This is a genomic window from Acetobacter tropicalis (genome assembly GCF_030644465.1).
Classification (GTDB): domain Bacteria; phylum Pseudomonadota; class Alphaproteobacteria; order Acetobacterales; family Acetobacteraceae; genus Acetobacter; species Acetobacter tropicalis.
Genome location: NZ_JAUYUW010000001.1, coordinates 2,339,682 through 2,352,843, shown reverse-complemented (window position 1 = coordinate 2,352,843; position 13,162 = coordinate 2,339,682). Strand labels below are relative to the sequence as shown.

Sequence of the window (13,162 nt, the reverse complement as noted above, 5' to 3'; positions counted from 1 at the left end):
TGTTCTCATCTAAAAGAGACTGACCACAGCATAGAGGATGAGGGCTTTTCCCCTCAAGGATGCGCCATGACACGTTCACCGGTTTACCTGACAGATCTTGCCTGCAGCGAACGGCTGACAATCTGGACCATTCGCCGTCTTGTCGGTACGGTCTCATCCCCTCCCCCAGCATCGTGTGGGCGGCAGATAGGGTTGTTCCTCCCTTGCTTCCGGCAGGAATTTCTGGCCGTTGCCAACGCCTTTCATGATGCGTTGACCCATATGGCAGCACTTGAAATTCCATCCCTTGATATCCGTTCGGGCAGCGCACTGGCCATTACCCCCACAGAATATAATTTGCTGCTGGCAACAGAAGCTGCCCAGAACGAGCGTGATGCGGAGGTCCATTCCCTGCTGCATCCGCTTCTGCCTTTTCCTTCTTTAGTGGCGCGGCTGACCTCCGCCATCACAACACTTGGCGCCTGTCTGGCTGGTGCGGGCTACTGGCTTTCGCACCATGCGGTCAAAACCCTGGCCCGGCGCCCATCCCATGAAATGGTATCGGCCTATGTGCGCCCGCGCGCCACAACGGCTGCTGCCCTTTCACTCGCCCGGTGGCATGACGTCAACATGGACACAACCCATGTAAGCTGGCCTTTGGGCACAGCACGGCATGACACCGCCCTTTCAACCCCAAACCAGGTGACCCACTAACCCATCCGGGTGGGGGCCTCCCTATCCCCTGCCTCTGAATGGTTCTTTTGTTCTGACTTTACGACCTCACAAATCACAAAAAACACTCTGACTATTTTTCCCTAGACGATCCTCTTCCTATCCCTACGGCAGGACCGGGCGCACTTTCTTCATGCCGGAAGAAAAAGGTGCCCGGCCCTGTTGTCTCTGGCCCCTCTCACGCGCCGGATCTGCTTTGCAGATAAGGAAGCGTCTTGGTGGCAAGTCCCCCTTCCGAGACAAAAGAAACAATAAATAAACATTCCTGAGCGTCTGCCATACGCGCCCGATGCTGCTTATTCTACGGGCACATTATGGAAGCCTACCCCTGTGCACCTAAAACAAAAGCGCAGCCGCATTAGGCTTTCTCTGATTTGGCCGGTCTTAATATTTTTCCGCAAGGTGTGTTAGGTTCCTGATAATGAACCACCCCGTGCGCCGCATTATTCATATTGATATGGATGCGTTTTACGCCTCTGTTGAGCAGCGTGATAACCCCCGCCTCCAAGGCCTCCCTGTGGCCGTAGGGCGAAGCCGGGAACGCGGCGTGGTGGCCGCAGCCAGTTATGAAGCGCGTACATTTGGAGTCCGTTCAGCCATGCCCTCGGTTGTGGCGAAACGCAAATGCCCACACCTTGTTTTTGTGCCACCCCGTTTTGATGTGTATCGCGCGGTTTCTAACCAGATTCACGCTATTTTTGCCCGCTATACCGCTCTCATCCAACCTCTCTCGTTAGATGAAGCGTATCTGGACGTTACCCAACCATTATTGCCACGCCCCTATGCCACCATTATTGCGCAGGAAATCCGTGCTGACATTCTGGCGGAAACAGGCCTGACGGCTTCCGCCGGTATTTCTTATAACAAGTTTCTGGCAAAATTGGCTTCAGACTACCGTAAACCCAATGGGCAGTTTGTTATTCCCCCAGGGGCAGGAGAAGCTTTTGTGGCTGATCTGCCTGTTTCGGCGTTTCACGGTATAGGCCCAGCGACAGCCGCACGCATGAATGCTCTGGGCATTTACACGGGAGCAGATTTACGCGCACAGCCTCTTTCCACATTGGTGCAACATTTTGGAAAAGCCGCATCCTTCTACCATGGCATTGCACGCGGCGAAGACAATCGGCCGGTGGAGGTCAACCGTCCGCGTAAATCCATTGGTAAGGAGACAACCTTTGAACGGGATATCCGGCTCAAAACCGATCTCCACTCTGCCCTGGGCCATCTGGGCCAAGCCGTTTGGCAGGCCTGCACCAAGCGTAACCTTTCAGGTCGAACGGTTACCCTGAAACTGCGCTACGAAGATTTTACCCAACTCACCCGCAGCAAATCCTTACCCTACCCCGTTCAGGACGTTGCTCAACTGGAAGAAATAGTAGTTTTACTCTTAAACCCGCTTTTACCCCTTACCCGTGGGGTGCGCCTACTAGGAATTACGCTCTCGTCTCTCGACCAGACAGATAGCCCCACTACGGAAACACAGCTTTCGCTTCTAGGTTCTTTAGATACGGCGGATGTTTCTTTGGAAGAAAAATAAGCCTTTCCGAAGAAGGACAGCCATTTAGAATAATATTTTTATTCGTAAACACTATAATTTCTAGAAATACTTCGGAATACGTTAGACCAAAGCACAAAATAGTGTAGCGCGCTGCCACAACAGCACGCTACATCCGCCAGAATTAGCGCAGAGGACGCTTTTCCTGAAAGCCATAACATACGTAATGAATGAAAGGTCCGGGCGGGAAGTCCACAATATCCGGGTTAGCCTGCAAATAAGCCTGACCATCAAAATGGGGGTTAGGATTGCGCCCTTCCTTTACACCATTTTCAAGGAAGTGCTCCAGCGGATCCATTCCGGCTGCCCTCACATCGGGATAGGTTTCAAGATACCACAGACCATCAAATGCGATCGCGCTTGCTGCTAAAGCGTTATCTACCGGAGGTTTTACAACCTGTGGGGCATCCGCCACCACATCGTCCTGCACCGGCTCACTAACAGGAGCCTTTTTACGGGTAGCGGTCCGCCGCACCACTTTCTGTTCCGAAACCCCACGAGGTTTCACGGCTCGTTTTTGCTTAACAGCAACCTTGGTCATTCCGCCAACTCACAATCGCACATATGATAGTAAAAAATAAGCAATCCTCTGCGCTATTGTCCACCCACAAAAACACGATCGAAACGTTTTTATTCTTGCATGGTTTCAAAAAGCACAATTCCCAATTTTTAAATGTTTATGTTTATAAAACATTTAAAAATTGACCTTAAACGCGCGCCTTTTAAATCAGATTATATTATTTGAAATACTTTAACGCCAGTTTTTATAGGGATTGTACATTTTTATAGATGAACACAGTTCATATTGTTATGACAACACTATATTCTATACTCTTGATCCCCCGTCCTGCACCTTCCTTCAAAAACCTCATCGGGCAAAGCATTCCGTGAGTTTGGGAGCTGCTCGAGCGCTCGTCCGCATTCTCACACCTCCGCTTTTGCTGTACCATTATTCCAACAGAGACTTGATCCAAACCCGCAGGAAACATTATGGCCACCTTAACTGCCTGGAATAAAAAAGATATAAAAACGATAATAGAATCCAAAAAATTTGATTACGAATACTACACTTCAGAAAACCCAGATGTAGAAACATCTGGTCTTGATCCGATTGTACATTATGTTTTATTTGGGTATAAAGAAAACAAAAACCCAAACGAAAATTTCAATACAAAAATTTACTACAATTTATACAAAAATACACTCGGAAACGGTGAAAACCCATTTGCCCACTATTTAAGAAATAATGAAAATCTGCATTTTTTTGAAAAAGGCCTCCTGCAAGAATATTCCTATCATTCCATTACGCTCGCCCTTAATAGATTAAAGAACTATCCATTTTTTAATGCCGATGATTACCTCAACATGAACGGAGATGTCGCTTCCACAACGCTCTCGCCCCTACGCCATGCCCTGCTCTACGGCATTGGAGAAGGCCGCGATATCTTTTCCAAAAGATCAATCGCACATGCTTTGGGCGTTGAGTGCCGGAAGCCTGTCCAGTATGAAATATCTACCAAATCTCTCAGGAAGCCTGCTCCTAAAACAATCGGGGTCTTTCATCACTCAGAAGGCAATTCCTTTATTAAGGAAATTTCCGAGTGTCTGAATGACTACCTCAATGAAAGCGGACTGAATTCCAGACTTCTAACGGAAAAAACAAACGTACAGGATGCACCAGACCTTTGTATTTTCTGCGCACCGCATGAGTTTTTCTTTCTTTCAGGAAGTGAACCCTGGAAAAAAGATGAGATCATCCGCAATGCCATTATGTTCAATACAGAGCAGCCACAGACACTCTGGTTCACACGAGGGATCATTTACATCTTCATGTCTGCTGGCGTGATGGATCTCTGCTACCAGAATCTGAAATCTTTTTCGGATGTTGGCCTCCCTGTTTTTCATTTTGACCCACCCGTTGAGATGCAAGACTGCCTCCTTACCTCATCAGATCGCAAACATCCCCTCTTCCGGGTGCTGCCCGAAGGCGCACAGAAAAACTCATCCCCGTTCAGGCCATTTCATGAACGCAGTATTGATGTCAGTTTCTTCGGCAACGCATCCCGCAAAAGAGAAAAATTTTTCTCCCGCTCCGCCAGTTTTTTTTCAGATTACCAGACATTTTTCTATTACCGAAAAGCAGAAGGCCCACTTCCTGCTTCGGGCGTTTACGATATTCTTTCACGCCTGCCACGCTACGTTTCCGAAAATTCAAAAATTTCTCTCAACATCCATAGAGATGACAATAGTTTTTTCGAATGGCACCGTATTGTCAAACAGGGGATGGCTTCCGGTTCCATTGTCGTGACAGAGGAGTGCTTCCCTCACCCGCTTTACAAGGAAGGCACACACTTTCTTGCAGAAACGCCGCGCCATATGCCCAACCTGATTGAATGGCTTATCCGGTCGGAAGAGGGACAGGAAAAGGCTGCGGAAATTCAGGAAAATATTATAAATACTCTAGAAGATGATGATCTTTTTCAATCCAAGAGCCGTGACGTGAAAAACTATATTGCCACCGTTTGGAGCACATTGAAATGAGCGTTCTGAAACCCTGGGACCCTGCTCCAGATACTGTATTCCTGCACAAAAGAAAGAGCCGGAAACCCAAAGACCTTATTACTGTCTGCGTAACCAACTACAATTACGCAAAGGTGGTGGAAGAATGTCTGGACTCTCTTGCTGCCCAGACACACCAAAATATTGAACTGGTTGTGGTGGATGATCTATCCACCAAGGATGAGTCCATTGAGGTCATTTCTGGCTGGATGGAAGACAACACAGATCGTTTCTATCGCACCCTGCTTCTGGCAAACCCGCGTAATCAGGGACCTTCCTTTTCTCGTAATATTGCCTTTGACCATGCTTCAGCCGAGGCCGTGTTCATTATGGATGCGGATAATCTGATTTATCCTACAGCGCTGGAAAAAACCTATGCGGCCCTTACTAATGGCAAATTTCCTGCCGTGTACACACAAATAGAAGAATTTGGGAACCGGCAGGGTGTTGGAAAAGCCGATATCTGGAACCCCGAGCGAATGAGGGAGAGCAATTATGTGGATGTCATGGCGCTTATCCGCAAAGATGCCTGGGAAAAAGTGGGCGGCTTTTCCCATATTGAAGAAGGCTGGGAAGATTATGATTTCTGGCTGAAATTTATTGATCACGACCTAACACCCGGCTATCTGCCCGAAATTTTGTGCCGTTATCGTGTTCACCACTCTTCCCGCACGGCAACGGAAGCTTTAGCCGCGCATTATGATCTGGAACTGATGATGGAATTCAGACACCCCACCCCAGAGGCGGAGGAAAAATAAAACCCAGCCCGGTGCATACAGGAGTGTGTAAAGATTACAGAAAGTTCCTATCAAACACTCTCCGCATTTCAAAATATCACTGGGTTGTAATTGTCTTAAAAAAGGGGGGGATTAGATCCCTCCATGTGAAAGCCTTTTCTGTCTTCTCCTAGAGACACGAACCAGACACCAAACAGATCAAACGGATATTATTCGAAAAGCTCTTTATCTATTAACAATAATAGTAAAAATACGCAAAGCATCCTGAGCTAAAAAAGGCGGACAAACCTCAGAAGGATTGTCCGCCTTTCTTTACACAAATCAATCGTGGGTTTTTACGCCCTTTTTCTGCCTTACCAGCTTGGGGCAGGACCTTTTACAATTTGAGCCAGGTCTTCCGGACGCAGCCATTTTTTGAATGCCGCCTGCACCTCTGCGCCGCTCGCCTTGTAATAGACTTCTGCCGCCTTATCCGTGTTATCCAGTGGCAGATCAAGGTCTGTCAGGCTCAGATACTGGCGGGCAATTGCCCCCAGACTGGACCGCCGCAACGGCAGACTACGCAGAAGAGACGCTTTAGCGAGAGACAGTTCATCGTCTGTCGGGGGAGCAGATTGCATGGCCTGAAGGTCTTTGACCGCAGCCACACGCGCCTGCCCTACTTTATTCGGGTCTGCCCCATATTCAATGGAATAGCTGCCACGGGTCCGGCTCCAGTCAAAGCTGCTCCCGACCGAATAGACATACCCGGTTTTAACCCGCAGATCCCGATACAGCCGGGAGGAGAACAGCCCCCCACCCAAGACTTCATTGCCCAGATTCAGCAGGAAACGGTCCGGGTCAGCAACCTGCAGCCCCAGTGTTTCCGCCAGAATCACTTCATCCTGAACGCTGCTTTTATCAGGCACATTCGCGCGGGATGCCTTGCTGAGCGGTATTTTGGGCAGATCAAGATCAGGCTTGGCACCTGTCGCTTTCCAATCACCAAAAGCCTTTTCCACCACAGCACGCGCTTTTTCTGGCGTGATATCCCCCGTCACAACAATAGTGGTCAGATCAGGCCGCCACGCTGCCTGATAATAATGCAGAACATCATCGCGCGAGACACTCATGATGGAAGCTGGCGTGGCCTCCCGCAATTCCGGGTCCTTGGCGGGAACAAGGGCTTTTGTAACTGCCCGACCAAACAGATAGCCAGGAGAGAGCAATTGCCCTGCCTGCGCCTGAGCCGTCTGCATTTTTACAACCTGAAACGCCTTATCCGGAAACGCCGGATGCAGTTCATTTTCCGCAAGAAGAGCGACGCCTTTTTCAAAATCAGGCGTGAGCGTCTGCAAGGAAAAGCTTCCGCCTGCATCTTCCCACGCAGGAATATCATCCAACGCCTTCTGAAACGCCAGACGATCATGCGCGGTGGTGCCGTAGGAGAACAGGGCTTCCGTAATGCCCTCCACACCTTCCTTGCCCACTGGCTCCTGCAGGTTTGCTGACTGGCGTATTTCGCCGCTCAACTGAACCGTGTGACTGACATGGGAAGGCCAGACTATCAACTTGAGACCATTCGGCAGAGTACTGACGGAAGGCAACGGTGCCGGCACCGGCTTTTCAAGCTGGGTCAGGGCTTTTTCCGCCCAATCCGGCAGCTTGACTGGTTTATCCGGGGTGGAGGCAAAAGATTCTGCCCCACCAAACCCTTTTCCGGCCACAGGTTTTCCGGAACTTTCTGGTGTCAGCACGGCTGTCACAGCGTGGGTCGGATCAAGAAGCGTGGCAGCCAGACGGTTAACAGCTTCAGGTGTCACGGCCTGATAGGCTGCAACCACATCACCGGGGGACTCCAGATTCTGGAAAGCCAGAGCGTTGGACCAGATCGCAGCCAGCCCACTTACGGAATTGGCAGAGAACTGAAGTTGGGCAATCTCACGCCGTTTTGCGGCTTCCACCAGATCAGCCGGAACACCTTCCTTACGGATCTTGTCGAGCACACCCTGCAGATCAGCCAGTGTCTTGGTGGAATCCGCTCCTTTGGGGAAGGCCGCCAGAGCCAGTCCAAAACCGGCTTCCTTTTTGGGCGCATATTCAAAACCGGCAAACAGCGCTTTGCCCTGAGGCACCAGATCATACAGCGCGCCACGCTGGCTCCCCAGAACATCGGACAGGATATCCGCTGTTGCAAAATCCTGGGCTGTACGGCCCGGCATGGGGAAAGCAAGCGTTGCGAACCCTACCGGATAATCCGTGGGAAGAGCGATGGTATGAGCAGATGGCGGGACAGGCGACACTTTATGCCGTTCTGGCAGCGTCTTGCGCGGAATGGCGCCGAAGATGTCACGCACCTGATCCAGCGTTGTTACCGGATTGATGTCACCCGTAATAATCAGGATAGCATTGTTGGGCGCATACCATTTTTCGTAAAAGGAGCGCAGAAGTGTTGCGTTGGTTTTGTCAAAAGATGGTCGCGTGCCAAGAGCATCTTTTTCATAAGGCGTGCCAGCAAACAGAATGGCCTGAAGCTGCTCCAGATAGCGGTAGGCCGGGCTGGACAGATCACGCGAGACTTCCTGCTCAATCGCGCCACGTTCCTTGCTCCAGTCAGCCTCGGACAGCGTCAGGCCGTTCATGCGCAGGGCTTCAATTTTCAGCAGGATAGGCAAATCGCGCGCCTGCGCCGTATAGAAGTACTGGGTGACATCTTCCGTTGTGTCAGCATTGTAGCTGCCACCCAGTCTGGCCCCCATGGCTGCAAGCTGGTCTTTATCCAGCCCTTTGCTGCCGCGGAACATCATGTGTTCCAGCGCATGGGCCGTGCCGGGAAAGCCCGCAGGAGCCTCGGCCGAGCCCACAAGATAGTTGATCTCCGTTGTCACAACGGGAGCAAGGCGGTTAGGAACAATCACCACCCGCAGCCCATTGGGCAGTGTGGCCCGCACGACCTGCGCGCTGCTTAACGCCGCGGGCACCAGGGAGGACGGCATGCCCGGCACAGTGCCTTGCTGCGGCGCTGCCTGCTGTGCATGCGCAGAGGGCAGCCAGGTAACAGAGGACAAGGCTGTACCTGCCAGCATGGTGGCCGCCACCATGAGAGAGGTCATTCTCCGCCGCCTTGCCATACCGCGCACCGTTGCCTTGTGTTGAGAACCAGAGGAAAGAGAATAAGCCGTCATTCTATTACCTTGAGTGGTGGATCATGATTTTAAGAGAAACTGCTGAAATTCAGGCACCAAAACCCGGAATGGCGAGCTTCTTCGCCACAGCGGAAAGCTGATGCCGACGGAGTTCAGACCGCGCACGCGCATCCTCCGTCATGTAATTCAACTGAATGGTATATCTCTGCCCCACAAACTGGCGGTGGCCATGCCACGTGGTGGGACCATTGGGAAAAATCAGCAACGTGCCATCCACCGGAGGCACTTCCTTTGCGTAATCTTCAATATCATGGGGCCCGCGCAGCAGACGCAGGCACCCTTCCTGTTTCTGCCACGTCTCATCAGCCGGGTTGAGATAGAGCAGTATGGTGACACGCTTTGCCAGAGAATCCGTATGAATTCGACCATCTTTCTCCCGTGTGCGGCCACGGATGGTAAGCATGGACGGAGCGTTTTCAAGCGTGAGCCCCAGTTTTTCAGCCACCATCTGCCTTAGTTTCGGCCCTTCCATGGCCTCTACCAGAGATTTCACCAAAGGCGACAGGGAAAGAGACGCAGGCGGAAAGGAGCCGCCTGCCTGAATGTCCGGCATGGCGGCAAACAGCCGTGGCAGATCTTGCTGGCGGATAAAATGCGGCACCACCACATGCGGGAACGGGTCCGCGCAGACAGGTGCCGCGGCCAGGGCCGCGTAATCTGGCTCGAGTGTGGTCTCAGACGTTGTCATGCGTTCCGTCCAGATATGAACTTGTTGTCATCTGCACGGTAGAAGGGATAAGCGACGGGAACAAGCCTTCACCTCATTCCCCGTCAACGCCGTTACTGCGCTATGGCCCGATAACAGGCGTTGCGCTGCGCAAACTGCTTTACCCCGGCTGGCAGGGCGTTCAGCCGTTCACTCTGGGCCAGCATGGCCCGTCCATCAGCCGACCACCGTGCCAACCCGATATGTGGATTGCTGAAACTGCCGCTCACCTGCACCGGAATATCCAAGGCAAAACGGCCTGTTGTTTTGCCCTGGCTTCCAAATGTCAGATCAAACCACCGCCGGTTGAGATCAAACCGCGCATTGGCGGAGAGTGTTCCCTCCGCCGTTTTAATGCGCAGCGGCACGGCCTGCCCCACCCCACCATGAGAACTGACAACGCCCAGAAGGCAGGAAACAGGGGTTGTGCCCTGCGGAGTATGAAACAACATGCGCAGATCAGCCGATGCCGCCCGGATAATCTTGCGATCAAGCGCGCCATTGGTCATGGCCACAGCGGCGGCAATATCTGCCTGCTGAACAACAGCATTCACTGTGTGCTGTGTGGCGCTGGCGGTCATCTGCATATCCACCTGCCCTTGTAGCGGCACAGCCTGAAAGCCCAATGCCCGGCGGAATCTGTCAATATCCACCTTTGTTAAGGCAACTGCTCCCTGCACGTGGGCTTTTCCGTGATCGGCCGCGGCAATCTGGCCGGAAGCGGTCATGGTTGCACCCAGATATGCCAGAGAAAGATTTTTCACAGCCATTACGCCGGGGGTTACGGCGGCTGTCAGGCTGGCATCGGAAAAATGGTAAATATTGTAGGTGACGCCTTTGGCCGAAAGATATGCGTCTATCAGCGGGTCCGGGTTCTGGCTCACATCAAGCACCATGTCAGTGCCAGCCGGGTTGGAGGCCCCTTTTGCGGCCAGAAAATCATTCAGGTTGAGATGGTCAAACGCCATATCGGCTTTTACATGATCCGGCTGACCGCGTGTGCCTTCATTCAGTTCAGCCAACGCAATGCTCAGCGCATTGTTTTTCACCATCCCCTTACCTTGTGTGAGGGACCAGAAATTTCCCGCATGGGTAAACTGGCCTTCCATATGCAAAGGAATATCCTGCGGCACGGACATGCCTGCAATTGCCATCAGCGGCTGTGAAGTTGGCGTATCCGCCGTGATCTTGCCCGCCAAACCATCTGCATTGATCGGATCAGTAGCCGTGCCATCAAAGGTGAATTTCAGATCCTCCGACTGCCCCTGCACCCCCATGCCATAAGGTGTGTGGGTGTGGCGCAACGCGTCAAAGGACTGCATGGTAACCGTAAGCTGCACCGGCTGCCCGTTATAGGCCCCATCCACCGCGAATTTGACAGGCGTTGTGGCATTTTCTGTCTGAAGGTTGACGCTGTTCAACGTGGTCCGGAATGAGGACCCATGGGCCGTGCGGTACGTAACATCACTGTTCCGAAAAACCACATCAAGCGCTGTGGGATAGGCGCTCCGATCATCTGGAACCACCTGAGACGGTGAGGTAATGCCGGATGTCGGCGGGTGCGCTGGCGAGGCCGCCTCATGTGCCCCCGGCAGACCGTGCATCTGGAAACGCCAGTTGGGCTGCTTATCAGGCGTACGTTCCACCAGAACGTGAATCCCTTCCCCCGCCACATGCCGCACCACCATGGGACCGTGAAGAAGGGAGGACAGTTTCACTTCTGCCTCCAGCTTACCTGCCTGCACCATATCCGGCTGACTGCCACCGGGGATGTTGGCAACCTTCACGCCTGAAAGAGCCACCTTCACCCACCGTCCAGGCGTAACGGAAAGGGCTTCCACAGAAACAGGACGACCTAGCATGGCTGTGGCGCGACGTCCGACAAACGGCCCCAGATTGACATGCGAGACTGCCATCCACCCTGCCACAGCGGAAGCTACGGTTACGACACATAGCCCGCCGCCTGCACACAGGAGCCAGAACCGCAGGTTTCGTTTCTGTTGGGACGGTGGCAGTTCTAGCTGTTCTGGCATGATCTCTCTTTTCAAACCTGCGCGGTTTTGAAATCTGCCTTGACTGGCATGACCTCCGCGCCATTTCCGTTCACAGGGAGTTACAGAACTACAGGGTGGGAGGCAACGCGGAGGTAGAGTAAAGAAGAACTATTCAACCCCGGTGCAGCACGCACCTGCAAGCCAGACAGTTCAGCATGACATTTTTCTTTCCTCCCTTAATCTATTCCCAACAGGCCCGCGCATGAGTTCCTCCCTTCCTACGCCGCGGGAATCCCGCGCGGTTCTGGCCGCCCTGATGGCGGGCGTGATGATCCTGTTCTCGCTATGGGTGGTGCGCCCGTTTCTTCCCGCTACCATCTGGGCCATGACTATTGGCATAACCACATGGCCCCTGTTGCTTCGCATACAGAAACTGCTCTGGGGTAGCCGGGCTCTGGCCGTATCCTGCACCACGCTAATTGCGTTGCTGGTATTTGTGCTGCCCTTCTGGCTCGCAATGACCACCCTCATGACCCATTCCGCAGAATTGATGCAGTTTGGGGAGACCGCCATGAAGTTCCGTGTGCCTGCCGAACCACACTGGCTGGCCAACCTGCCGCTGATAGGACCCAAAAGCATTACCCTGTGGCAGAAAATTGAAAACGCACGCCTGCCCCAGCTGCTGGATAACATGGTGCCTGATACCGGACAGATTATCCGCTGGGTTCTGAATTATCTGGGCGGGTTCAGCATGCTTGCATTACAGTTTCTGCTGACGTTGGTCATCATGGCCGCGCTCCACGCCAAGGGTGAAGCAGCCACCAGACTGGTGCTGGAGTTTGGCTACGCTCTGGCGGAACAACGCGGCAAGGACATGATCCTGCTGGCGGGCCGCACCATCCGCGGCGTGGCCATAGGTGTGACGGTAACAGCCCTTGTTGAAACAGCAGTAGGCGGCGCAGGGATGGAAATAACCGGCATGCCATGGGCCAGTGTTCTCACCGCCATTACCTTTATTGCCTGCCTGCTTCAGGCGGGGCCCGGCGTAACACTTATTCCTGCTGTAATCTGGATGTTTTTCTTCAAGGACATGCTGAGCGCCATTGTTCTTCTGGTTATCACCGTCCTGACCATTGTGATTGATAACGTGCTGCGCCCTTACCTTATCCGCAAACAGGCAGACGTGCCGCTTATCCTGATCATGCTGGGCGTTATTGGGGGCTTGTCCGCCTTTGGGCTTGTGGGGATTTTTGTCGGCCCCGTTATTCTCTCTGTAACCTATACGCTGGTCAAAAGCTGGCTGGCGGAAGCCAGAACCGCCGCGCCACAAACCCCGGCCTGATCACTTTGAAAGCCTCCTGACACTGCTGTTAGGAGGCTTTCAGATATCATTCTCAAAATTGAGGAAAAGAAACCAGAGGTCTCTCAATTAAAAGACGAGCATTTTGATATCATCTCAATACATTATCCGTTGTTCTCTTAGGCTGCCTGTTCTTCGACTTTTAAAAGAGAAAAGTGCTCATGCTCATGCTCATGCTCATGCTCATGCTCATGCTCATGCTCATGCTCATGCTCATGAAGCCACTGACATTAACAGACCGTTCATTTCAGAAAACTTGCAATATTTCGGATATTTTTAAGAAATGTTACGCATTTTTCTCACAGAACAAGCAGGATTGCCTGCCCTGTTGGTGAGCCCGTTTCCACTTCTTAAA

Annotated in this window: 9 protein-coding genes; 5 read left to right on the top strand and 4 right to left on the bottom strand. The window is 52.4% G+C overall.

Going from position 1 to position 13,162, the window contains the following annotated elements:
* The first annotated feature begins 66 nt into the window (after positions 1-66).
* Together QWU00_RS10690 and dinB are read left to right on the top strand one after the other, a co-directional pair.
* The gene (locus QWU00_RS10690) at positions 67-693 is read left to right on the top strand and encodes a hypothetical protein (RefSeq protein ID WP_231551924.1); all 627 of its coding nucleotides are present in this window, start codon (positions 67-69) and stop codon (positions 691-693) included.
* A 439-nt stretch (positions 694-1,132) separates the two neighbouring features.
* Complete coding sequence (gene dinB / locus QWU00_RS10685) at positions 1,133-2,248, top strand: DNA polymerase IV (protein ID WP_035382434.1); 1,116 nt, start codon at positions 1,133-1,135, stop codon at positions 2,246-2,248.
* Positions 2,249-2,390: 142 nt separating this feature from the next.
* Here the strand turns inward: dinB and QWU00_RS10680 are convergent, their stop codons facing one another.
* Positions 2,391-2,774, bottom strand: coding sequence for a hypothetical protein (locus QWU00_RS10680; RefSeq protein WP_035382488.1), 384 nt, complete (start codon positions 2,772-2,774; stop codon positions 2,391-2,393).
* Positions 2,775-3,256: 482 nt separating this feature from the next.
* Here QWU00_RS10680 and QWU00_RS10675 point away from each other — a divergent pair, with 482 nt between their 5' ends.
* Positions 3,257-4,807: a CgeB family protein gene (locus QWU00_RS10675; protein WP_035382435.1), complete on the top strand. Its 1,551-nt coding sequence runs from the start codon at positions 3,257-3,259 to the stop codon at positions 4,805-4,807.
* Entirely contained in the window at positions 4,804-5,583 is a 780-nt protein-coding gene (locus QWU00_RS10670; RefSeq protein WP_035382436.1) for a glycosyltransferase family 2 protein, read from the top strand. Before QWU00_RS10675 ends, QWU00_RS10670 begins: the two co-directional genes overlap by 4 nt.
* A 332-nt stretch (positions 5,584-5,915) precedes the next feature.
* On the opposite strand, the gene QWU00_RS10665 is transcribed toward QWU00_RS10670, so the two are convergent.
* The 3 genes from QWU00_RS10665 to QWU00_RS10655 all read right to left on the bottom strand — a co-directional run bounded on the left by QWU00_RS10665 (position 5,916) and on the right by QWU00_RS10655 (position 11,486).
* Positions 5,916-8,672 carry a M16 family metallopeptidase gene (locus tag QWU00_RS10665; protein WP_035382493.1) on the bottom strand — a complete coding sequence of 919 codons (2,757 nt, stop codon included), beginning with the start codon at positions 8,670-8,672 and terminating at the stop codon, positions 5,916-5,918.
* A gap of 103 nt (positions 8,673-8,775) precedes the next feature.
* Positions 8,776-9,435, bottom strand: coding sequence for a 2OG-Fe(II) oxygenase family protein (locus QWU00_RS10660; RefSeq protein WP_035382437.1), 660 nt, complete (start codon positions 9,433-9,435; stop codon positions 8,776-8,778).
* Between the two features lie 92 nt (positions 9,436-9,527).
* A complete protein-coding gene (locus tag QWU00_RS10655) occupies positions 9,528-11,486 on the bottom strand; it encodes an AsmA family protein (protein ID WP_052051578.1) in 1,959 nt (652 codons plus the stop codon).
* Positions 11,487-11,709: 223 nt separating this feature from the next.
* Between QWU00_RS10655 and QWU00_RS10650 the strand changes: the two genes are divergently transcribed.
* Positions 11,710-12,789, top strand: a complete 1,080-nt coding sequence (locus tag QWU00_RS10650; protein ID WP_035382495.1) for an AI-2E family transporter — start codon at positions 11,710-11,712, stop codon at positions 12,787-12,789.
* Positions 12,790-13,162: the final 373 nt, after the last annotated feature.